We start from the raw sequence: 21,767 nt of genomic DNA, 5'->3' as shown, positions 1-21,767 counted from the left end.
GAGGCCGCCGCATGCTGCTCGAGACCAGCTCCCCCCTGCCGGATCAGATGCGGGCCGGGCTGCGGGCGGAATTGCTGCCGATGTTCGAGGAATTGCGCAGCTTCCTCGACCGCCGGATCCATGAGGTGAGCGCCGAGGTGGCGGCGACCGTCCAGCTCATGGATTTCTCCGAGGAGAACATCACCGGCCAGCTCGGCAAGATCCATGAGCAGATCGTCAAGCTCGTCGCCATCCCGGCCGCCAACAGTCGCAACAGCGGGCTGGAACTGGAAGCGGTGGTGCAGGCGACGGAGGCGGCGGCCAACACCATCATGGAAGCCGCCGAGGCGATCCAGGACTGGATCAGCAGCGGCTGCCACGATTCCGATTCCGTCCGCGTGCTCTCGGACAAGGTGAATTCGATCTTCGAGGCCTGCTCCTTCCAGGACGTCACCGGCCAGCGCATCCGCCGCGCCATCCAGCACCTGCAGCAGGTGGAGACGATGCTGGAAGGCATCGTCCCCGCCATTGCGGCCCCCCCGCCGGAGGAGAGGCTGGAGGTGAAGCAGGTGATGCACACCGTCCCCGAAGCGGCGAAATCCAGCCCCGACCTGGCGCAGGAGGAGATCGACCGCCTGCTGAACGGTTGACAGGGACGGGCCCCGCCGCGGAGCCTCCCGCAGGGAAGAAAATGGGGGAAACGATGCCGTCCGCGCTGGAGGACCGCGAGGCCATCCGCGAATTGCTGGCTGCCTACTGCTTCGCCCTGGATGAGTGCCGGTTCGAGGCATTCGGCGCCCTTTTCGCCGAGGATGCCGAATGGGGCCCGAAGCGCATCCCGCAGAAGGCGCGCGGGCCGCGGGAGATCGCGGAGCTGGCCCGCAGCATCGTGCCCGTGGCGGGGGAGGGGCCGAAGCGGCGCCATCTGACGACCAATATCGTCATCGCGCTGGAGGGCGACCGGGCGCGGGTGAAGTCCAATTTTCTGATGGTGCGGGAGAGCGAGGGCGGCCCGCTGCTGGCCATCGCCGGCACCTACGAGGACGAGGTGGTGCGCACCCAGGCCGGCTGGCGCTTCCGCCACCGGGAGATCCACAACGACATCGCCGGCGAGCTGGGGCTGAAGCGATGATCCGCCGCCGCGCCGCCCTGGCGGCTCCCTTGGCCCTGCCGCTCCTCGCCCCGGCGCCGGGCCGGGCGCAGGCACGCTTCAACCGCCCCATAAGGCTGATCGCGCCCTTCGCCCCGGGCGCGACGGTGGACCTCATGGCCCGCGCCATCGCCGGGCCGCTGGGGGAGGGACTCGGCCAGCCCGTGCTGGTGGAGAACCGCGCCGGCGCCGGCGGCAATGTCGGCATCGACGCAGTGGCCAAGGCGCCGAAGGACGGGCATGTGCTCGGCCTTTGCACCCCCGGGCCGCTTTCCATCAACCCGCATCTGATGCCGGCCATGCCCTTCGATCCGGCGACGGAGATCGCGCCGGTCTCCCTGGTCGCGCTCGGGCCCAATGTGCTGGCGGTGGCGAAGGATCTGCCGGTGCGGGATGTCCCGGGGCTGGTGGCGCTGGCGCGCAGCCGGCCGGGGCAGCTCAGCTTCGGCTCCTCCGGCGTCGGCAGCACCAACCACCTGGCGGGCGCCGCCTTCGCCGCGGCAGCGGGGGTGGAGCTGGTGCACGTGCCCTATCGCGGCAATGCCGAGATGGCGAACGATCTGCTGGCCGGGCGACTGGACATGGTGTTCTCCGGCCTGCCGCCCCTGGTGCCGCTGCTCTCCGTCGGCACCTTGCGGGCGCTGGCCGTCACCGGCCCGGCACGGCTGCCCAGCCTGCCGGGCGTGCCGACCATCGCCGAGGCAGGCCAGCCCGAGGCGGCGGCGACCATCTATTACGGGCTGGTGGCGCCGGGCGGCACCCCCGCCCCGGTGCTGGCCGCCCTGGCGGAGGCCGCCCGCCGGGCGCTGGAGCGCCCGGAGATCCGCGCGGTGTTCGAGGGCTTCGGCACCCCGGCCCAGCCCTCCACGCCCGAGGAATTCGCGGCGCTGATCGAAGCGGATTCCGTCCGGTGGCGCGGCGTGATCCGCCGCTTCGACATCCGCGCCGGCTGATGCCTGGCGACCGGACCCGACGTTCCGGGCCGGATCCTGCGCGCAGGGTTGGCGTGGCGGCTGCGCCTCGGACTCGAGGACAGGCCGGCCGTGGCCCTGGACCGGCAGTGGCCGGCCCGCCGCCCGACCGGCATGAGCCGGCCGGGCGCGCATGACGGCATCGTCACGCGGCGCGCCGCGCGGCGCTCACGGGATCTTCAGGCCTTCTGCATAAACCCGGCCCGGGCCGCTGCCGGCGGCCGGGGAGCCATGGCCATGCAGGGATCGAAGGGTGCGGTCGGGTGGGGCGCGAGGCTGCGCATCCGCGAGAAGCTGGGCGGGACGCTGCTGCTGCTGGTGCTGCTCAGCGGCCTGATCGGCGCGGTGGCGATCAGCCGCTTCCAGGCGCTTTCCTCCACGATGCAGGAGGTGAGCCGGGTCTGGATGCCGAGCATCGCGGCGATCAACGACCTCACCCGCTTCACCCAGCGGCACCGTGCCGAGCTGGCGCTGCATATCCTGAACACCGACCAGGGCCGCATGGCCAGCATCGAGGTCAACCTGGCCCAGCACCGGCAGGCCCTGGAGCAGGGCATGGCGGCCTATCAGCCGCTTGTCAGCTCCCCCGAGGAGCGCGCGTTGTTCGAGGAATTCCGGCGGCGCTGGGCGGCCTACCTTGCCGATGTGCCACAGATCCTGCAGCATTCCCGCGCCTTGCAGAATGAGCAGGCGATCGAGCTCTTCCAGGGCCGGGTCTGGGCGGCGTTCGGCGAGGCCCAGCGCATCCTGCTGCGCCTCGTGGAGCTGAACAGCGCCGGCGCCCACGCGGCGGGGGAGCGGGCGGAGGCGATCAGCGCCAGGGGCTTCGCCATGATCCTCGGCCTGATGCTGGCGGCCATCCTGGCCGGCATCGGCGCCGCCATCTGGATCCTGCGGGGCGTCGGCCGGGACATCGCCGCCGTCGCCCTGCCGATGGAGAGGCTGGCGGCCGGCGACCTGACGGCGGAGATCCCGCCGCTCGCGCCGCGGACCGAGATGGGCGGCTTCGCCCAGCGCCTCGGCGTGTTCAAGGCGGCGCTGGTGGCGAAGCAGGAGGCCGATGCGGCGGCGATGGCCGAGGCCGCGGCCAAGGCGAAGCGCGCCGAGGACATGGCCCGGCTGGTGGTACGCTTCGATGCCGATGCCAGCGGCGCCTTCCGTACCGTCGCCTCCGCGGTGACGGAGCTGGAGGCGATGGCCGCCAGCATGACGGAGACGGCCCGGCGCGGGCAGGAGCAGGTGGGCGGCGTCGCCACGGCGGCGCAGCAGGCCTCGGGCTCGGTCGGCACCGTCGCGGCGGCGGCCGAGGAGCTGGGCGCCTCCATCGCCGAGATCACCCGGCAGATCAGCCAGACCGCGACCGTGGCGCGGGAGGCGGCGGGGACCGCGACGGCCACCAACGCCTCGGTGCAGGAGCTGGCGGAGGCGGCGCAGCGCATCGGCGACGTGGTGCGGCTGATCAACGACATCGCGGCCCAGACCAACCTGCTGGCGCTGAACGCGACGATCGAGGCGGCCCGCGCCGGCGATGCCGGCAAGGGCTTCGCCGTGGTGGCGAGCGAGGTGAAGACGCTCGCGGCGCAGACCGCCCGCGCGACGGAGCAGATCAGTGCCCAGATCGGCGCGGTGCAGGCGCAGACCACCGCCTCCGTTACCGCCATCGGCGACATCGCCCGCACCATCGCACAGGTGGAGAGCATCGCCATGCAGGTGGCCGCGGCGGCGGAGGAGCAATCCACCGCGACGCAGGAGATCATCCGCGCCGTCAGCAGCGCGGCGGGGGGAACGGAGGAGGTCTCGCGCTTCGCCGGCGGGCTGGCGGAGGGGGCGACGGCGACCGGCGCGGCGGCAGCGCAGGTGCGTGGCTCGGCGGGGGAGCTGGCGCGGGAGGCGGAGCAGCTGCGGCGGCAGGTGGATGAGTTCCTGTCGCAGGTGCGGGCGGCCTAGGCTTCCCCAAAAACCGCTGCGCGGCTCCGTGGGCACCCGGATTTACTGGATCCCCCAACCCTTGCGCGGCCTTCCGCGGCCAAGCCGCGGAAGGACAATGGGTGGCGGGACGATGCTCCGCCCCTGCGCCCCGCCGGGCGGTGGACCATCCCCGGTCTGGGGTTCAAGTCCAAGGGGGACTCGGACCGGGGCCCGGGGCCAGGTCCGGGCCCCGGCGGGGGCTTGGGGGCAGAGCCCCCAATCTTCTTTCAGCCCCGCTCGCGAAACCACACCCCGGCGCCCACCAAGCTGGCCAGCAGGGCGCCATAGGCCACCAGCGCCACGGCGAGCGCAGTGAAGACGCCGGTCAGGCCGAGCCCGAGCCAGAGCGCCAGCAGGCCGCCCATCACCGCCACCACCAGCCGCAGGAAGCCGGTCGCCAGCGGCCAGAGCAGCCGGCCCGCGCCCTGGGAGGCGAAGTACAGGGCGAGGCCGATGCCGAAGAAGCCATAGGCCGGCCCGACCAGCCGCAGATAGGCGCTGCCGGTCTCCAGCATCGCCGGGTCGGTGCCGAACAGGCCGAGCCAGGCGCGCGGCCAGATCGCCGCCGCCACGCCGACGGCCTCCGAGGCCAGGAAGGCGATCCCGCCCCCGGTCATCGCAATGCGCAGCGCGCGCTGCCGCTGCCCGGCGCCGATATTCGTGCCGACCAGCGCCACCAGCGGCGCCCCCAGGCCGAAGACCAGCGGGATGAGCAGATATTCCAGCCGGCTGCCGGTGCCGTAGCCGGCCACCGCATCCGTGCCCCCGGCATGGGCAACCAGGGCGGTGGTCAGCGCCACCGTCGCCGTCGTCTGGAAGGTGCTGACGGAGGCGACGGCACCGACGCGGAGAATGTCCATGAACAGCCGGGCCTGCAGCCGCGTGCGGCGCGGCCGGGCGATGCTGCGGCCGGTGAAGACCGCCCAGCCCAGTAGTGCGGCGGTGACGGCGGAGGCGATCACCACCGCCCAGCCCGCCCCCGCCACGCCGAGGGCCGGCACCGGGCCTAGGCCGTAGATCAGCAGCGGCGAGAGCGGCAGCAGCAGCACCACGCCGAGGATGATGGCGATGGAGGGCAGGAGCATGTTGCCGGTGCCGCGCAGCACGCTGGCGAAGGCATTGCCCAGCCAGACCAGCACCGCCCCGGCGAAGACCACGTCGGAATAGGCCAGCGCCGCGTCGAGCGCCGCGCCCCCGCCGCCCAGCGCCTGGTAGAACTCCCGGCCGAACAGCAGGAAGAGCGCGCTGAAGAACAGGCCAAGCCCGCCATTGATGAGCAGGGCGTGGGAGACGAGGGCATCCGCATCCGCCCGCCTGCCGCCGCCGAGGGCGCGGGCGATGGCGGAGGAGATGCCGCCGCCGATCGACCCGGCGGAGAGCATCTGCATCAGCATGTAGCCGGGGAAGACCAGGGCGAGCCCGGCCAGCGCATCGGTGCCGAGATGCGAGACCCACCAGGTCTCGATCAGCCCGACCGAGGCCTGGGCCAGCATGACCAGGGTGTTGGGCCAGGCGAGCCGCAGCAGGGTGGGGAGGATCGGCCCTTCCAGCAACAGCCGGGTGCGCGGGTTCATCCCGCTCTGCGACTGTGCCGGCGCTGCGGTTGTGGCGGCGGCGGCGGCGGGGGCGGGGGTGACGGCGTTCATGCGGCGGATCCTTCCGGGCCGGGCCCGGCGGGGCCGGTGCTGGCTTGGGGGGCGGCCTGGCTGCGGGCGAGGCGGCGGTGGGTGGCCTCGCCGGCGGCCGGGCCGGGGACGATCCGGAAGGCGGGGCCGTCCACGGGCAGGCCGGTGGCGCGGTCCACCAGCACCGGGTCGGCCAGGGCGCCGCTCTCGGCATGGATGAGCTGCACGCTGGCCCCTTCCGGCGCGAAATGCCGGTTGCCCCAGGCGAGCAGGGCCAGCAGGACCTGGCGGAAATCCCGGCCGCGCTCGGTCAGCAGATAGTCATGGCGTGGCGGGCGGTCCGAATAGAGGCGGCGCTCCAACAGGCCGGCCTCCACCAGGGCGTTCAGCCTGCGGGTCAGCATGTTGGGGGCGATGCCGAGGCTGGCGCGGAACTGCTCGAACCGGGTCATGCCGGCGAAGGCGTCCCGCAGGATGAGGATGCTCCACCACTCGCCGACCCGGTCGAGGCTGCGGGCGATGGGGCAGGGCATGGCGGCAAGGCGGGTGTGCTGCATGCGCGAAGGCTGGCGCAGCAACTATCATGATGCAACTGACTCTTTGGCATGACTGGCGGCGCAAGTCCCGCGTGGGGCGCAGGGCTTCCTGGTCCGGGGATGGCAAATGGGTGGGTGTGCGGGGCCGTGTCCGGGGCGGGCTCTGCGCCCCGGGCGCACGCCGCGACCGCGCCGCAGCGCGATCGGGTGCGGGCCGGTCTCCCGGTCAGGGTCGGAGGTGCCCGGTCCGCCTATACCCGCCGCGCGAAATGCCGGCCGATCCCAATCCACAGGCGCGCGCCGGTATGTCTTCGAGTCTGGCGCGGAGCCACCACACCAACCCTGCGCGCGATACCAGGCCCCGTCACATCCGGCCGTGCAGGGCGCCGCGCCCCAGGCACCTCCCAGGGTTCATGCAGTCGCGCCAGCGGCTTCAGAGAGACCTAAACGAATTGGCCGCGGAGAAAGCCGAGGGCGGGGAGGGGGGTCCATTTCCGCGGCAGGTCGCTGCGGCGGATGGGCGCGACGCTGTAATGCGGCAGGGGCTGCTTGGTGCGCGCCAGGAAATCGGCGTAGGCGCTGACCTGCTGCGTCCGCCACTCCCGGTCCGCCAGGGCCGCGGCCCGGCTGCGGAAGATCTCGGCGACGCGATGGGTGCGCCCCACCGTCGCATAGACGGCCCAGAGCGTATCCTCGTCGCCGCCCCTGACGCTGACAAGGTCTCTCACGGGCCCCAACTTTGCCAGCCCGGCCGGGCAGGTCAAGCGCCGTATGTCGCCGCCACGCGCCGGGATCGCTTCAGGTAGAGCCACCAGGCCAGAACGAAGGCGGCCGTCCGGGCGGTGTCCTTCAGCCCCTCCAGCAGCATCGCCCGGGTCCCGTCCTCCGGCAGCCCGGCCAGGCCGGCCATCAGGAAGGGGCTCGCCAGCCGCCAGCCCAGCAGCGCCAGCAGGAAGCGCCGCGCCCGCGGCAGCGCGCCGGGCGAGACCCGCCACAGCGCGATGCCGGTGCCGATGGCGTAGAGATTGACCAGCACCTCGCCGCAGATTGCCGCCCAGAGGGCGTAGGCCAGGCGGGGGAACAGCTCCAGCAGCGCCGGCTCCGGCCAGCCGCTGAAGTTGGCCACCAGGGTCGCCAGCGGCATCAGCACCGTCAGCGTCAGGCAGAGGAAGAGCAACCAGCCGCCGACGCCGCGCGGCGGCTCAGCCATTCTCGTCCAGCGCCGTCCGCGCCGCGGCCAGCGCCGCCAGCTCGGCCGCGCCGGGCTTCGGGTAGTGCAGGTCCAGCCCCTCCAGCGTCGCCGCCAGCGCCTCGGCCACCACCAGCCGGGTGAACCATTTGTTGTCCGCCGGCACCACGTACCACGGCGCCTCGGCCGTGGCGGTGGCGCGGATCGCCGCCTCATAGGCCGCCTGATAGGCGTCCCAGTGGCGGCGCTCGGCGAGGTCGCCGGCCTCGAATTTCCAGTGCTTCTCCGGCTCCTCGATGCGCTTGAGGAAGCGGCGGCGCTGCTCCTCCGGGCTCAGATGCAGGAAGAACTTCACCACCTTCACGCCCTGGCGGCCGAGATAGCCCTCGAAGCCCGCGATATCGGCCAGCCGCTCCTCCCAGATATGCTTGCTGCGCACCGCCTCGGGCAGCTTCTGCCCGGTCAGGATCTCGGGATGCACCCGCACCACCAGCACCTCCTCGTACCAGGAGCGGTTGTGGATGCCGATCATGCCGCGGGCGGGCAGGGCGGCGACATGGCGCCAGAGGAAGTCATGGTCCCGCTCCACCGGGCCCGGCGCCTTGAAGCTGGCGACGTGGCAGCCCTGCGGGTTCACCCCGCTGAAGACATGCTTGATGGCGCTGTCCTTGCCCGCCGCATCCATCGCCTGGAAGATGCAGAGCACCGCCCAGCGATCCTGGGCGTAGAGCTTCTCCTGCATCGTGGAGAGGTACTCGACCCCCTCCTGCAGCAGGGCGGTGGCGGTGGGCTTGCCGAGGTCGTAGCCGGCGGTGTCGCCCGGGTCGTGGTCCTTGAGCTGGAAGCCCTTGCCCTTCTCCACCCGGTAGCGGGAGAGCAGCTTGCGGCGGGTCTTCGGGTCCATCAGCGGCCTCGCAACAGCCAGAGCACGGTCAGCACCTGGCCGGCGAGGGTGATGCCCAGCGCCCAGCCATAGCCGGCCGGGTCCCAGCCCCCGGCCGCGGTGCGCGGCCAGAGGTCGAGGATCCAGCCGATCAGGTTCTGCAGCAGGAAAACGAGCGCCAGCATGCTGCCGTTCAGCGCGGTGGCGACGCGGCCGGTCAGCTCCGGCGGGAAGCGCTGGGCGAGCGCGGCATAGGCCACCGGGCCGCAGGAGCCGACGCAGGCGAAGAGGAACCACATGAGGTGGAGCGCCGGCAGGCTGCGCGGCCCGGCGATCAGCAGCGCCTGCAGCAGCATCATGGCGCCAAGGCCGAAGAGCGGCACCGCCATCGGGTTGCGCCCGCGCGCCTGCAGCCAGGACGCCACCTGGCCGCCGAGCAGCTGCCCGAACATCATGCCGAGCGCATAGGTCAGCAGCACCTGGGCCCGCGGCAGGTCGCCCAGCCCGCCGACATCGCGCAGCCAGGGCCCGGCCCAGAGCCCCTGATAGGTGAAGACCAGGCCGGAGAGCAGCGCCATGGCGGGCATGTTCCGGACGAAGACGGGGTGGCGGAAGATGCGGCCGAATTCGCCGATCTCGACAGCGAGGCGCCGCCGCTGCGCCGGCTTCGCCCCCGGCGCCCGGTTGGGCACGGAGAGCAGGATCCAGGCGGAGACCAGGGCGGACAGCAGGGCGAGCAGCAGGAAGACGTTGCGCCAGCCGAAGAAGGGCAGGGCCCATTGCACCGGCACCGTCGCTGCCAGCCCGCCCGCCGCGCCGAGGAAGACGCCGGCGCCGGTGACGGCGGCGACCCGCGCCGGCGGGTACCACTGCACATTCGCCTTGATGACGCCGATCAGCGCGCCGGCGATGCCGATGCCGGTGACGAAGCGGGCGATGCCGAGCACGAAGGGGTCCGGCGCCAGGGCGCAGAGCGCGAAGCCCAGCGCCGCGACCAGCGCCAGCGCCGCCTGCACGTGCCGCGGCCCCCAGAGGTCGATGGCGAGGCCGACCGGCAGCTGCGTCGCCGCATAGGCGAAGAAGAACACCGCGGCGAGCGCGCCGAGGCCGCTGGCGGAGAGGCCGAATTCCAGCGCCATGGCCGGCCCCACCGTGGCCACCACGCTGCGCGCCGCCTGGTTCAGGAAGCTCATGCCCACGAAGGGCAGGACGATGCGGAGGAAGCGGTGGCGGATGCCATGGGCGGCGCCCTGGACGATGGCGCTCATGCGGGCGGCCCGGCTGCCGCGAGGCGCCGGCGCCCCGCCCCTGCCGGTCGGCCGCGCGGGCCGGCGGCGGCGTCACACCGGCTCGAAGCGGGCATAGCGCAGCAGGGCGGTGTTCTTGGCGACGTCGGCGGCGATATAGGCCTCGGTCGCGGCGAGGCTCTCGGTCACCGGCTCGCAGACCAGGGCGGTCAGGCGCTGCACCACGGCGGGATCGGCGAAGCCGGCGGCAAGCGCCGCATGCAGGCGCTGGACGATTTCCGTGGAGACGCCGCGCGCTGCCCAGACCCCGTACCAGGAGGCGAATTCGAAGTCCGGCAGCCCGGTCTCGGTCGCCGTCGGCAGTTCGGGCGCCAGCGGCGTCCGCTCCCGCGAGGCGATGGCGAGCGCGCGGACATTGCCGGTGCGGGAGGGCGGCAGCAGGGCGAAGGCGCTGTCGAACATCAGCTGGATGTTGCCCGCCTGTAGGTCGGTCAGCGCCGGCGCGGTGCCGCGATAGGGGATGATCTCGATCCCCGCCTCGGTCGCGCGGTTGAAGGCGATGGCGGCGAGATGGCCGGAGGCGCCGAGGGAGGAGACGCCGAAGCTCCACTCCCTGGGCCGCGCCTTGGCCGCCGCGACCACCTCCGGCAGCGTGCGTTGCGGCCGCTTCGGATCCATCACCAGCAGGGCCGGCGCCCAGGCGGTGCGGGCCACCGGGCGGAACTCCGCCAGCGGGTCGAAGCCCGGGGATTTCAGCACCAGATGGATCAGCACATGGGTCGAGGCGCTGCCGAGGATGGTGTAGCCATCCGCCGGCGCCTGCAGCACGGCGGCGGTGCCCACCACGCCATTGCCGCCCGGGCGGTTCTCCACCACCACGCTCTGCCCCACCGCCTCGCCGATCTTCAGCGCGGCGAGGCGGGCCATGGCATCCGTGGCGCCGCCCGGGGTGTAGGGCACGATCATGCGCAGCGGCCGGTTCGGCCAGGCGCCCTGGGCCCAGAGCGAGGGCGCCGCCAGCGCCGCCCCGGCGCCGAAGGTCGCGGCCAGGGCGGCGCGACGGCCGGGCCCGGCTGCTGCCCGGCGCCCGGCCCGGGGCTGCCCAGGCCCGGCCTGCCCGGTCCGCGGCTGTCCGGCCTCGGAGCATCCGTCCGGACCCGGCCCGCCGCCATCCCGCCCCTGGCCGCCGTGCCGCGGGCTCATGCGCCGAGCTTCTCGCGGAAGGTGCTCGGCACCAGCTCCTTCACCTGCCGGGCGCGCTTCTCCAGCCAGTAGGATTGCGGCGACGGCACCAGCGAGAACTCCGCATCGACGCCGAGCTTCTGCGCCGCGTCCATCGGCCAGTTCGGATTGTAGAGCAGCTCCCGCGCCAGGGCGATCAGGTCGGCCTCGCCGCGCCGCAGGATGCCCTCCGCCTGGTCGGCATGGACGATGAGGCCGACCGCCATGGACATGATCTCCGCCTCCCGCCGCAGCTTGGCCGCATAGGGCACCTGGTAGCTGTAGGTGACCGGGCCGGCCGAGACCACCGGGGAGCCGCGCATGCCGCCGGAGGAGCAGTCGATGACATCGACGCCCTTCGGCTTGATGAGCTTCGCCAGCCTGACGCTCTGGTCCGGGTCCCAGCCGGCGTCGTCATCCACCGAGAAGCGGACAAACAGGGGTTTCTCCGTCGGCCAATGGGCGCGGACGCTCTCCACCACCTCGATGCAGAAGCGCATGCGGTTCAGCTCGGAGCCGCCGTAGTCGTCGTTGCGCAGGTTGCTGAAGGGGGAGAGGAATTGGTGGATGAGGTAGCCATGCGCCGCATGGATCTCCAGCACCTCGTAGCCGGCTTCATGCGCCCGGCGGGCGGCCTGTCCCCAGCGCTCAATCACCTCGGGGATCTCGTCCCGCGTCAGGGCACGGGGGGTGGGGTCGCTCTCCGGGCTGTTGACGGCGGAGGGGGCGACGAGCTCCCAGCCCTCCCAATCCTCCACCCCCGGCCCGTTCACCAGCGGCTTGCCGCCCTCCCAGGGGCGGAAGCGGCGGGCCTTGCGGCCGGAATGGCCGATCTGCAGGCCGGGCACCGCGCCATGGGTGCGGATGAACTCGACGATCCGGGCATGGCCGGGGATGTGCCCGTCTTCCCACAGGCCGAGATCGCCGACGGTGCCGCAGCCGCGCCGCTCCACCTTGGTGCTCTCGACGATGACGAGGCCGGCGCCGCCGGCGGCGTAGCGGCCGGCATTCATCAGGTGCCAGTCGGTGGCGAAGCCGCGCACCGCGGCATACTGGTGCATGGGCGCCACCACCACGCGGTTCTTCAGCCGGACCCCGCGCAATTCCATCGGGGTGAAGAGCAGGGGCTGGGCCATGGCGGTTTCCTCTTTGCGCGTCGGTGTCCATGCTACAGCGCAATGCGTCGGCGGGAACCCTGGCTACACCGTATCGGTTGATGCAGTCAGCGGAGGAGGCCAGGATGGCAGGGCAACAGCGTGTGGCGCTGGTCACCGGGGGCGCGCGCGGCATCGGTGCGGCCATCGCCGCCCGGCTGGCGGCCGGGGGGTGGCGGGTGGTCGTCGCCGATCTCGACCCCGCCGAGGCGCCGCCGGGCGGGCGGGCGGCCATGCTGGACATCGCCGATGAGGGCGCGGTCAGCGACCTCGTCCATGGCATCCATGAGGCGGAGGGGCGGCTGGACGGCCTCGTCTGCAATGCCGGCGTCATGGTGCGCAAGCCGCTCGGCGCGCTCACCCTCGGTGAATGGAACCGGGTGCTGGCGACCAACCTGACCAGCACCTTCCTGCTGGCGCGGGCGGCGGAGGCGATGCTGCGGGCGGCGCATGGCGCGGTGGTCACCATCGCCTCCACCCGCGTCCGGCAATCGGAGCCGGATACCGAGAGCTACGCCGCCTCCAAGGGCGGGCTGGTCGCGCTCAGCCATGCGCTGGCGATCAGCCTCGGGCCGGATGTGCGGGTGAACTGCATCAGCCCGGGCTGGATCCACACCAGCGGCAGCGCGCCGCGGCCGGAGGACCATACCCAGCACCCCTGCGGCCGCGTCGGCCGGGTGGAGGATGTGGCGGCAATGGCCGCCTGGCTGCTGGGGCCGGAGTCGGGCTTCGTCACCGGCGAGGAATTCGTCCTCGATGGCGGGATGACGCGGAAGATGATCTACGCGGAGTAGGCCGCCGGCCCCGGGGCACCACACGGCCCTGCCGCCACCGCACCGCTTCCGGCTGCCCCGTCGTCAGGCCCTGCCTGTCGCCGCCTGGCGGAACGGGGCCCGGTGGCGCCCTCCTTCACCACCGCTGCTGCTGCAGCCAGGCACAGGCCATCTGGTTGCGGTCGAGCTGGCAGGTGGTGTTCGCCCGCAACAGGGATACATAGAAATTGCAGGCGTTGGGGTCACCCCCATAGCAATTGCGCCCGAGGCTGTAGAGGCGGCAGGCATCGGCGAAGCCGCGGATCTCGCATGCGTTGCGATGATACGGGGCGCAATTCTCCAGCCTGGCGGTGGTCATGCAGGCGCCTTCCAGATTCGCTCCGGGATCCGGCCTGTAGCATTGCAGCGGATAGCCATTCTGGTCGCGCCCGCAGGGGGCGCCCGGGTCCTGCGCGAAGGCGCGGCCCATGGGCGGCGCGTCCGGCACCGGCAGGAGGAGAAGGACGAGAAGGGAAAACAGGACCGCTCTGCTGCCCATTCCTGCGCTCCTTCCGCGGCGGCCACCGACGCCTGTGTACCGGAGCGCAACATGTCCCGTGCCATGCAACAAGGCGGCATCGAGCAACTATGCTTCCCGCCTGCGGCGAAGCCCGCCCAGGCCGGGCCGTTGGCCGGGCCGGCGGCCCTGGCTACCAGCGCCGGGCCGGGCCGCAATCCAGATGGACGAAGCCGTCCCGGCGGTAGAGGCCGACGCCGCCGATCTGCAGCTCCGCCGCCTGGCGCGCCAGGGCGTAGCTGTCCCGCCCCGGCAGCCGCACATCCGCCGCCATGCCGGACATGTGCAGGGATTGGCGGGAGACCCGCCGGCTCCGCTGCGCATTCGCCGCATTGGTCTCCGGCGCGCGGTAGCCGCTGATCACCTGGTAGCCCTCGGTGGCGTCCAGCCGCTGCGCCATGGTGAACAGCACGTCGAAGAGCCGCGGGTCCATCGGCGTCGCCTCGTCGCGCGAGGGGTCGCGCAGCACCCAGTTGAGCTGGTTCAGCGCGTCCCGGTCGTAGCGGCCATCCTGCCAGTAGATGCCGTCGAAGCTCTCATTCGTCACCATGCGCTGGATGGCCAGGCGCCGCGGCGCGCCGCCGGTGATGAGCTGTGCCATGGCGGCCGGCGGCAGCGCCGCCGCGGTGGCAAGGCCGAGCGCCGCGGTCAGCAGGCCGCGCCGGCGCAGGCCCGGCGCCTCGCCGGCGCAGCAGGGGCAGCGCCACCCCATCATCGCTGGGCGACCCGGGCGCGGGTGGCATCCATGGCGCGCAGATAGGCTTCGTCCAGCCCGTAGATGTCCGGCCGCAGCTTCACCTCATCCCCCTCCACGACGGCGGTGCTGTAGAACAGCCGCACCGGCAGGCTGCGCGGCGCGGCGATGGCGGTGGTCTGCCGGCTGTCCAGCACCCGCTGCACCCGTGCCCGGTCCCAGCCCGCCGCGCCCTCCAGGACGATGTCGAGCAGCTCCAGCGGCCGCTCCAGCCGGATGCAGCCGGAGGAGAAGGCACGGTCGGGACGGCGGAAGAGGTGCCGGTCCGGCGTGTCGTGCATGTAGATGTCCTCGCCATTCGGCATGACGAATTTGATCCGGCCGAGGGCATTCGCATCCCCCGCATCCTGGCGGATGATGTAGGGGAAGCGCTCCGGGCTCACGCTGCGCCAGTCGATCGTGGTCGGGTCGATCTCGACGCGCTCGCCCTCCACCATGCCGAAGACACGGAAGCCCTTCTCCATCATCGCCCGCGGGTCGCGGCGGAAGCGCGGCAGCAGATCCTCCCGCGCATTCCGCACCGGCACGCCCCAGGGCGGGTTGAACTGCACGCTGGTCAGCCTCACCCGCATCATCGGCGTGGCGCGGGCCGGCTTGCCGACGATGACGTTCATCGCCAGCAGGGTGCGGCCGGCCTCGACCACCGCCAGGCGCTGATGCGCGACATTCACCTCGATCCGCCGCTCGCGCGGCTCGGCGGCGGCGGCGCGGCGCATGTCCAGCGCGACGCGGAGCTGGTTCACCTTGGCCTCGGCCGGGCGGTTCAGGGCGAGGAAGGTGAGGCGGCCGATGCGCCCATCCGGCTCCAGCCCCTCCGCCGCCTGGAAGCGCTGCACCGCGGCGACCAGCTCCGGGTCGTAGGTGTCGCTGCCATTCAGCGCCACCTGCGGGTCGCCGGCGGACAGGCGGGCGCGGAGCGCCGGGACCCGGACGGGGTCGATGGCGCCGGGCTCCAGCGTCTCGTTGCCCGCCGGCGCGGGCACGGCGGGCCAGCCGCCGGCGGCGACGCGTGCCCGGGCGGCGGCGAGGGCCCGCTTCAGCGCCGCGGCCTCGGGCGGCAGCAGGGCGGCACGATCGATGAGGGTGGCGGGCTCCGGGCTTGCCGCCAGCTCCGCCAGCCAGGGGCCGAGGGGGAGGGCGGCGGTGTCGCGCCGCAGATCCGGGCGGTTGGCGAGGCTGGCGACGCGGCCATGCAGCAGGTCGGTCAGCGCCAGGATGGTGGCGCGGGCCAGGGCGGACTGGTAGCCGGCGGGGTCGGCGAGAGCCTGGGACTCCTCCGGAATGGCGTAGAAGCGGGGCTCCAGCCCGTCCTCCTCCAGCCGGCGCAGCCGTTCGGCCAGGCGATGCCGTGCCTCCGCCGGCGCCGCGAGCAGCGTGGCCGGGGCGGCCGGGGGTTCGGCGAGGGCCGGGGCGGCGGCGCCGAAAAGGGCCAGGGCGAGGCCGAAGGCAGGGAGCGTGCGCACGCGGCCTTGATACCGAAGCCCCGCCAGGGCGCCAAGCATTTGCCATCCGGCCGGGGCCCGTCCGGGCGGTGGCGTGGCCGGCGCGCCGCAGCCCCGGCCCTGCCGGGCGGCGGGTTGGCTGGCGGTCGCTGCCCTATGCTGTCGGTGGCCGGGATGGCGGGCGACCGCAGTCCCGTTCGGCTGGCCTTGGCGCGGCCGCAGTTCCGCCCTGCGGGACAGGGTCGGCCGGCGGGCCGCGATCCCCTTGCCGGCGCGAGCCCGACCGGTGGGTGCGGAGCAGATACCGCCCGGGGCCCGTGCCTAGAGCATTTTCGGTTCACATGCGTTCACCGAAGGCGCTCTACACCTTTGTTTGCAAAGAAAATTCATGCCTCCGGGCGATGCCGCCTATGGCGATCTGCTCTAGCGATCCACGGCGCTCATCGTCACCGCCACATCGGCGGGTGGCGCGGCATAGGGGGCGGAGGTGACCAGCAGATCCGCCCCGGCGGCGGCATAGGCGGCGGCATTCGCCGCATTCACCCCGCCGGTCGCCACCAGCAGCGGCCGGCGCGCCATGCCGGAAAGGGCGCGTGCCACCGCCCCCACATCCTCGGGAGGCAACTTGTCCAGTTGCAGCGTATCCACCCCGGCATGGGCAAATTGCAGCGCCAGGTCGATGCTGTCCGCTTCCACTGCGATCTTGCGCTCCGGCTGCGCTGCCCGCAGCGACGCCACCCAGAGATGCGGCGGGGTGCGGCCGAGGAAGGCGCGGTGCTCCGGAAAGACCAGCACGCTGTCCGAGAGCCCGAGCCGGTGCGGGATGCAGCCGCCGGCGGCGATGGCGCGCAGCATCACATCCTTCGCCCCCGGCAGATGCTTGCGGGTGCAGGCCACGGCGATGCCCGGCCGGGCGCTGCGCGCCGCCTGCACCATGGCATGCGCGCGGCTGGCGATGCCGGAGGCGATCTCCACCAGCACCTGCGCGACCTTCGCCGCGCGGTGCAGCGCGGCGGCCGGGCCGGCGGCGCGCAGCAGCTCGCCCCCCGCCTCAACCTGCGCGCCGCTCGCCGCGTAGCGCCGCGTCTCGGCGCAGGCGGCGAGCTGGAACAGCCGCTCCGCCTCCTCGATGCAGGCAAGCGTCATGGTGTCGCGGGCGCGCAGCACCAGCCGGCCGGGACGCTCGCCGATGCCGAGGCCGGCGGTTGTCAGGTCACCATGCGGCGCGTCCTCCGCCAGCATGGCGGCAAGCCGGGCATCGGGCAGGGGATAGCTCATGGCAGGCCCATAACGCTCAGGGGGCGCGGACGGTGAAGCCGAAACGCTGCCAGGCGGCGGCGGCGGGCGGGCCGGCCAGCCAGGCGAGCAGCGCCCGCGCCGCGGGGTCCTGCGCCGCGCGGGTGGTGACGGCGAAGGGGTAGCTGACCGGCGGATGGCTTTCCGCCGGGAAGATGCCAAGGCGCTTCACCTTCTGCGAGGCGGCGGCATCCGTCGCATAGACGATGCCGAGCGGCGCCTCGCCGCGCTCCACCAGCAGCAGGCCGGCGCGTACCGATTCGGCCCGGGCGAGGCGGGGCTGCAGCGCCTCCCACTGGCCCATCCAGGTGAGCGCCGCGCGGGCATAGAGGCCGACCGGCACATGCGCCGGGTCGCCCACCGCCAGCCGGCCCTGGGCGCCAAGCAGTGCCGCAAGATCGGTACCGCGGCCGAGGGCGAGGGGCGCGGCCGGGCTGTCCGCCGGGGCGATCAGCGCCAGGGCGTTGCCGAGCGGGCTGACCCGGGTTTCCGGCAGGATGAGCTTCCGCTCCGCGAGGTAGTCCATCCAGGGCTCGTCGGCGGAGAGGAAGAGGTCGGCCGGTGCCCCCTGCTCGATCTGCCGGGCGAGGCTGGAGGAGGCGGCGAAGGAGAAGCGCAGCGGCCGGTTGCCCGGGGCGGCGGCGCGCCAGGCCGGCTCCAGCGCCCGCAGCGCATCCTGCAGGGAGGCCGCGGCGAAGAGGGTGAGGGGCCGGTCGGCGATGCCCTGGGCATGGGTTGCGGCAGGGGCGAGGGGAAGGCCCGGGACCAGCCCCAGGGCGAGGGTGGCGAGATGGCGGCGTCGCATGGCGGTTCCTTCTTGCGAAGGCGATATTGCCGGATGGTGATAACGCGGCCAAGGGCCATGGTTGCCCCGGGCCAGGCAAGGCGATGGGCGCGGCCCGCCAGGCGCCTGCCGGCCAAAGCAATATCCGACTTGATGGATCGCGGCGTGATCCATCAAGTCGGAGATAAGCTGCCCTGGATCTGGCGTTTTCCGGAGCGGGAAATCCGATCGGGTGATTCCACCTGAGCGGATATTGCTCAAGGCCGGGACCGGGGAAGGTCCGGGGCGTGCCCTTGTCGCGCGCGTCCTGGCCGGCGCTGGGCGAGCCCTCTCGGGCACGCCCCGGCCAGCCCAGGGAGGCGGCAGGGCGCCCGGCCATGGCAGGGCGCGCGCAGCATCGGGCAGGCGGGAACGCGGCCGGATGATGACTCGGCCGATTGCGGGGCAGCGGGCCGGACGACCCGTCCGTCCGGGTCGGACCGGTTCCGGCCTGAGCAGGCATCAACCGGCGGGGCGCCGTGTGGCGTGCCGGCATGTCGGTCGCTGCCGCCGGGCTTTGCGGCTGGCCGCTAGAGCGTTTTCGGTTTACATGCGTTCACCGAAAACGCTTCAAGCCTCTGTTTGCAGAGCAGATTCACGCCTTCGGGCGATGCCGCCCTACGGCGATCTGCTCTAGCCGGCCGTGCCGCCCTTGCCCGCCGCGCCGGCCGGCAGCGGCCCGGCCGCCGCCTGGGCTGCCGCCTCCACCTCCCGGTAGCGGGCGATCAGCGCCAGCCCCGCCGCCGTCAGCACCGCGCCGCCGCCCCGCTGCCCGCCTGGCGCACGGGTGACCGCGGCCGTGGCCAGCGCCTCGTCCAGCGCCTCCACCAGCCGCAGCGCGCGGGGATAGGACATGCCCAGTTCCCGCGCCGCGGCGGCGATGGAGCCGGTCCGGGCAATGGCTTCGAGCAGGGCGATCTTCCCGGGCCCGATCCGGCCGCCGGTGGCGAGATCGAGCCGCAGGCTGACCCTGGCGGCTGGCTGGGGCGGGGCACTCATGCCGGCATTGAAGCCTGACGGGCCCGGGCTGTCAGCCGGTGCGGCGAGTCGGCTCCGTCGCCGCCCCTCCCCCCGGGCGTGCGGTGCCCCGGCATCGCGCGCCGGGAATGCTGACCGATATCGGTCCACGGGCGCGGCCGGCATGTCCCTGGTTCCGGCGCGCAGCCGCCACACAACCCTGCGCGCGATATCCGGCTCGGAAAGTCATGAGTTTCCGAGCCGGGTATCAGTCCAGCGCGAAGCGCACGCTCACCCGCGTGCCGCCGGGGCCGGTCACATGCTCCACCGTGCCGCCGATGCCGGCCGACAGCGCCTCCACGATCCGCCGGCCGAGCCCGGTGCCGCCCGGGGCGCCGGCCTCCGTGCCGACCCCGTCATCCTGCACCGCCATCTCCCCGCCCTCCGGCGTGCAGCGGAGCTGCACCCGGATCGGCCCCTGGCCGGCCTCCGGATAGGCGTATTTCATCGCATTCGTCACCAGCTCGGACAGGATGACGCCGAGCGAGACGGCGCGGTCGGTCGAGACCACCAGCGGCTCCGCCTCCAGCGAGATGGCGTGGTTGTCCGCCGCGCGGGCGAGTTCCTCGATCAGCCCGGCCATGTAGTCGTGCAGCGCGACGCTCTGCACATCCTCCGAGGTGTAGAGCCGGCGATGCACCTGGGCGACCGCGGCGATGCGGTTGCGCATCGCGGCGAGCGCGCCGCGCGCCGCCGGATCCGCCACCGCGCCCTCCTGCAGCCGGGCGAGGGAGCCGATGAGCTGGAGGCTGTTGGCGACGCGGTGGTTCACCTCCCGCAGCAGCACGGCGCGCTGGCGGGCCAGGCTCTCCGCCCGGTCCCGCGCCTCGCGCACCGCCGCCTCGGCGCGCTGATGCGCGGCCCGCAGCGCGGCGCGCTCGATCGCCGCCTCGATGGCCGAGCGGAGCAGGACGAGGAAATCCTCCCCCGCCTCCTTGATGACGTAGTCCGCGGCGCCGGCGCGCAGCGCGGCGACGGCGAGGCGGCCGTCATCGGCGCCGGTGACGAAGATGACCGGCGGCGGCTCCGGCAGGGCGCGCAGCCCGGCGAGCGTCTCCAGCCCGTCCTGGCCCGGCATGTAGTGATCCAGGCAGACGCAGTCGAAGCCGCCGGTCTGCGCCTGGGCGAGGCCGGCCTCGCCATCCGGCGCGGTCTCCACCGTGTAGCCGTGGCGCTGCAGGTCGCGCTGTACCAGCCGGCGCAGCCCCGGCTCGTCGTCGATATAGAGGATGCGGTGGCCGGTCATGGGGGCGGCGGTACCTGGATGACGGCGAGGAACAGGCCGAGCTGGCGTACCGCCAGGGCGAAATTCTCGTAATTCACCGGCTTGGTGATGTAGACGTTGCAGCCGAGCTCGTAGCCGCGGCGGATCTCCCGCTCGTCATCCGTCGTGGTCAGTATAATGACCGGGGCCGGGCGCAGCACCGGGTCGTCCTTGATCTTGGCCAGGATGTCGAAGCCGCTCATGTCCGGCAGGTTGAGGTCGAGCAGGACCAGCAGCGGCCGCTGCGCCGGCCGCCCGGGGCCGAGCAGGTAATCCAGCGCCGAGGTGCCGTCGCCGAAGTGCTGCACCTCGTTGTACACGCCGGCGCGCTGCAGGTTCTTCTCGATCAGCCGGGCATGCCCCTCGTCATCCTCGATCATGACGATGGTCACGGCCTGTGGCGCGGCGGTCATGGCGGGCTTCCTTCGGGGATGGCCGGTTGGGCGCTCAGGATGGCGGGCAGGGTGAGGCGGAATCGGGACCCCACGCCCGGGGTGGATTCCAGCGTTACCTCGCCGCCCATGCGCCGTGCCAGGGCCCTGACATGGGCCAGGCCGATTCCCTCTCCCTTCTGATCCTGCCGGCCGGAGCGTCGGAAGAGTTCGAAGACCCGGTCATGGTCCCGTGGATCGATACCGCGGCCATTATCTGCGACTTCCAGCGTCACCTGCCGGCCGCGGCGGACGCCGGAGACGGTAATCCGGCCGGGCCGGGAGGGGTCGAGGTACTTCACCGCGTTGTCGATCAAATTCCCGAGGATCTGTTCAAGGGCTAGCCTGTCCGTCACCAGCTCCGGCAGGCCGGGCTCCGCCGTGGCGGTGGCGCCTGCGGCGTCGAGCTGGTGCTGCAACGAGCCGATGATGGTCTCGACCATCGCCGCCACCGCCACCCGCTCCGGCCGCAGCGCCCGGCGACCCTCCCGCGAGAGGCGGAGGATGGCGTTGATCAGCCGGTCCATGCGCTCGGTGGAGGAGCGGATGAAGCCGATCGCCTCCGGCAGATCCTCCTCCACCGTCATCTGGGCGCCATCCGTCACCAGCGCGGGCGCCTCCGCCTTCGCGCGCTGCAGCAGGCTGCGCAGCTCCGCGAGGCCGCTTTCCAGCTCGGCGGTGAAGCCCATGACGTTGACCAGCGGCGCCCGGAGGTCGTGCGAGACGATGTAGGCGAAACGCTGGATCTCGGCATTGGCGGCGGCGAGGGCAGCGGTACGCTCGGCGACCCGTGCCTCCAGCCCCTCATTGGCCTCCCGGGTGGCACGGTGGGCCGCTTCCAGCTCCCGCAGATAGCGATGGCTGACCACCGCGGCACCGACCGCGACGAGGAACATCAGACCGAGGACGAGGGCGGCGCCGAGCAGCAGCATGCGGCCGTTGCGCTCGAGCGCCGCGCTGCGGCCGGCGAGGCGGGCGTCGCTGCGGCGCTCGAGGCCGTCGATCTCGGCGCGGATCTCGTCCATGGATTGCCGGCCGCGTTCGCTGCGGACGGCGGCGAGCGCCTCCTGCCGCTGGCCAGCCTCGAACAGGGCGATGGTCTGGGCCAGTTCCGCCAGCTTCTCCCGCGCCTGCTGCTCCAGCGCCTGGACCGGCCCAGGCACGCCGCCATCGGCGATGACCCGGGCGGTGAGGTCGGGCAGCGCCTCCGGCAGGGCGGCGACGGCGGCGTTGTAGGGCTCCAGGTAGCTGCGCTCTCCGGTCAGCAGATAGCCGCGCTGGCCGGTCTCGGCGTCCTGCAGCAGTGACAGGACACGGAGGGAGGCCAGCCGGACATTCTGGGTGGCGTTCACCGCATCGGCGAAGCCGCGGGTGCTCTCCACCAGCCAGATCAGGCTGGCGCCGATGGCGATCAGGGCCGCGAAGCCCGCCGCCATCAGCACCAGGGTCAGGCGGCCGAACAGGGTTCTGGTAAGAGGCAAGCCATCC

At 72.9% G+C, this 21,767-nt stretch carries 22 protein-coding genes; 5 read left to right on the top strand and 17 right to left on the bottom strand.

Annotated elements, in window-relative coordinates:
* Positions 1 to 11 precede the first annotated feature (11 nt).
* The 4 genes from NJ376_RS11325 to NJ376_RS11310 all read left to right on the top strand — a co-directional run bounded on the left by NJ376_RS11325 (position 12) and on the right by NJ376_RS11310 (position 4,047).
* Positions 12 to 629 carry a protein phosphatase CheZ gene (locus tag NJ376_RS11325; RefSeq protein ID WP_252953369.1) on the top strand — a complete coding sequence of 206 codons (618 nt, stop codon included), beginning with the start codon at positions 12 to 14 and terminating at the stop codon, positions 627 to 629.
* A 53-nt stretch (positions 630 to 682) separates the two neighbouring features.
* Positions 683 to 1,111, top strand: a complete 429-nt coding sequence (locus NJ376_RS11320; protein ID WP_252953368.1) for a nuclear transport factor 2 family protein — start codon at positions 683 to 685, stop codon at positions 1,109 to 1,111.
* Positions 1,108 to 2,082 carry a Bug family tripartite tricarboxylate transporter substrate binding protein gene (locus NJ376_RS11315; RefSeq protein ID WP_252953367.1) on the top strand — a complete coding sequence of 325 codons (975 nt, stop codon included), beginning with the start codon at positions 1,108 to 1,110 and terminating at the stop codon, positions 2,080 to 2,082. The genes NJ376_RS11320 and NJ376_RS11315 overlap by 4 nt, the downstream gene beginning before the upstream one ends.
* 255 nt (positions 2,083 to 2,337) lie before the next feature.
* The gene (locus tag NJ376_RS11310) at positions 2,338 to 4,047 is read left to right on the top strand and encodes a methyl-accepting chemotaxis protein (protein ID WP_252953366.1); all 1,710 of its coding nucleotides are present in this window, start codon (positions 2,338 to 2,340) and stop codon (positions 4,045 to 4,047) included.
* A gap of 248 nt (positions 4,048 to 4,295) precedes the next feature.
* Here NJ376_RS11310 and NJ376_RS11305 read toward each other — a convergent pair whose 3' ends face one another.
* From NJ376_RS11305 to NJ376_RS11270, 8 genes are all read right to left on the bottom strand, one after another.
* Positions 4,296 to 5,714 carry an MATE family efflux transporter gene (locus NJ376_RS11305; RefSeq protein WP_252953365.1) on the bottom strand — a complete coding sequence of 473 codons (1,419 nt, stop codon included), beginning with the start codon at positions 5,712 to 5,714 and terminating at the stop codon, positions 4,296 to 4,298.
* On the bottom strand, positions 5,711 to 6,250 hold the full coding sequence (locus NJ376_RS11300) for a winged helix-turn-helix transcriptional regulator (RefSeq protein WP_252953364.1): 540 nt from the start codon (positions 6,248 to 6,250) through the stop codon (positions 5,711 to 5,713). The genes NJ376_RS11305 and NJ376_RS11300 overlap by 4 nt, the downstream gene beginning before the upstream one ends.
* Positions 6,251 to 6,672: 422 nt before the next feature.
* Complete coding sequence (locus NJ376_RS11295) at positions 6,673 to 6,957, bottom strand: hypothetical protein (protein WP_252953363.1); 285 nt, start codon at positions 6,955 to 6,957, stop codon at positions 6,673 to 6,675.
* Between the two features lie 32 nt (positions 6,958 to 6,989).
* Positions 6,990 to 7,439, bottom strand: coding sequence for a DUF2569 family protein (locus NJ376_RS11290; protein WP_252953362.1), 450 nt, complete (start codon positions 7,437 to 7,439; stop codon positions 6,990 to 6,992).
* Complete coding sequence (locus tag NJ376_RS11285; RefSeq protein WP_252953361.1) at positions 7,432 to 8,322, bottom strand: polyphosphate kinase 2 family protein; 891 nt, start codon at positions 8,320 to 8,322, stop codon at positions 7,432 to 7,434. Before NJ376_RS11285 ends, NJ376_RS11290 begins: the two co-directional genes overlap by 8 nt.
* Positions 8,322 to 9,569, bottom strand: a complete 1,248-nt coding sequence (locus NJ376_RS11280; RefSeq protein ID WP_252953360.1) for an MFS transporter — start codon at positions 9,567 to 9,569, stop codon at positions 8,322 to 8,324. The genes NJ376_RS11285 and NJ376_RS11280 overlap by 1 nt, the downstream gene beginning before the upstream one ends.
* A gap of 72 nt (positions 9,570 to 9,641) precedes the next feature.
* Complete coding sequence (locus NJ376_RS11275; RefSeq protein WP_252953359.1) at positions 9,642 to 10,751, bottom strand: Bug family tripartite tricarboxylate transporter substrate binding protein; 1,110 nt, start codon at positions 10,749 to 10,751, stop codon at positions 9,642 to 9,644.
* A complete protein-coding gene (locus tag NJ376_RS11270) occupies positions 10,748 to 11,905 on the bottom strand; it encodes an NADH:flavin oxidoreductase/NADH oxidase (RefSeq protein WP_252953358.1) in 1,158 nt (385 codons plus the stop codon). The genes NJ376_RS11275 and NJ376_RS11270 overlap by 4 nt, the downstream gene beginning before the upstream one ends.
* 104 nt (positions 11,906 to 12,009) lie before the next feature.
* Between NJ376_RS11270 and NJ376_RS11265 the strand changes: the two genes are divergently transcribed.
* Positions 12,010 to 12,717, top strand: a complete 708-nt coding sequence (locus NJ376_RS11265; protein WP_252953357.1) for an SDR family oxidoreductase — start codon at positions 12,010 to 12,012, stop codon at positions 12,715 to 12,717.
* A gap of 115 nt (positions 12,718 to 12,832) precedes the next feature.
* Here the strand turns inward: NJ376_RS11265 and NJ376_RS11260 are convergent, their stop codons facing one another.
* The 9 genes from NJ376_RS11260 to NJ376_RS11220 form a co-directional block, all read right to left on the bottom strand.
* Positions 12,833 to 13,234 (bottom strand): hypothetical protein, encoded by a 402-nt coding sequence (locus tag NJ376_RS11260; protein WP_252953356.1) that lies wholly within the window; start codon positions 13,232 to 13,234, stop codon positions 12,833 to 12,835.
* A gap of 151 nt (positions 13,235 to 13,385) precedes the next feature.
* Complete coding sequence (locus NJ376_RS11255) at positions 13,386 to 13,967, bottom strand: DUF882 domain-containing protein (RefSeq protein ID WP_252953355.1); 582 nt, start codon at positions 13,965 to 13,967, stop codon at positions 13,386 to 13,388.
* Positions 13,964 to 15,469 (bottom strand): L,D-transpeptidase family protein, encoded by a 1,506-nt coding sequence (locus NJ376_RS11250; protein WP_252953354.1) that lies wholly within the window; start codon positions 15,467 to 15,469, stop codon positions 13,964 to 13,966. The genes NJ376_RS11255 and NJ376_RS11250 overlap by 4 nt, the downstream gene beginning before the upstream one ends.
* 402 nt (positions 15,470 to 15,871) lie before the next feature.
* A complete protein-coding gene (gene modD / locus NJ376_RS11245; RefSeq protein WP_252953353.1) occupies positions 15,872 to 16,726 on the bottom strand; it encodes a ModD protein in 855 nt (284 codons plus the stop codon).
* Between the two features lie 16 nt (positions 16,727 to 16,742).
* Positions 16,743 to 17,549, bottom strand: a complete 807-nt coding sequence (modA, locus tag NJ376_RS11240; RefSeq protein WP_252953352.1) for a molybdate ABC transporter substrate-binding protein — start codon at positions 17,547 to 17,549, stop codon at positions 16,743 to 16,745.
* Between the two features lie 651 nt (positions 17,550 to 18,200).
* Positions 18,201 to 18,566: a winged helix-turn-helix domain-containing protein gene (locus NJ376_RS11235; RefSeq protein ID WP_252953351.1), complete on the bottom strand. Its 366-nt coding sequence runs from the start codon at positions 18,564 to 18,566 to the stop codon at positions 18,201 to 18,203.
* A gap of 226 nt (positions 18,567 to 18,792) precedes the next feature.
* Positions 18,793 to 19,830, bottom strand: a complete 1,038-nt coding sequence (locus tag NJ376_RS11230) for a response regulator (RefSeq protein WP_252953350.1) — start codon at positions 19,828 to 19,830, stop codon at positions 18,793 to 18,795.
* Positions 19,827 to 20,261, bottom strand: a complete 435-nt coding sequence (locus NJ376_RS11225) for a response regulator (protein WP_252953349.1) — start codon at positions 20,259 to 20,261, stop codon at positions 19,827 to 19,829. The genes NJ376_RS11230 and NJ376_RS11225 overlap by 4 nt, the downstream gene beginning before the upstream one ends.
* Complete coding sequence (locus NJ376_RS11220; protein WP_252953348.1) at positions 20,258 to 21,760, bottom strand: sensor histidine kinase; 1,503 nt, start codon at positions 21,758 to 21,760, stop codon at positions 20,258 to 20,260. The genes NJ376_RS11225 and NJ376_RS11220 overlap by 4 nt, the downstream gene beginning before the upstream one ends.
* Positions 21,761 to 21,767: the final 7 nt, after the last annotated feature.

Origin of the sequence: Siccirubricoccus soli (assembly GCF_024178315.1) — a bacterium.
Classification (GTDB): domain Bacteria; phylum Pseudomonadota; class Alphaproteobacteria; order Acetobacterales; family Acetobacteraceae; genus Siccirubricoccus; species Siccirubricoccus soli.
The sequence above is the reverse complement of the archived record's forward strand: the minus strand, read 5'-3'. Positions and strand labels throughout refer to the sequence as shown.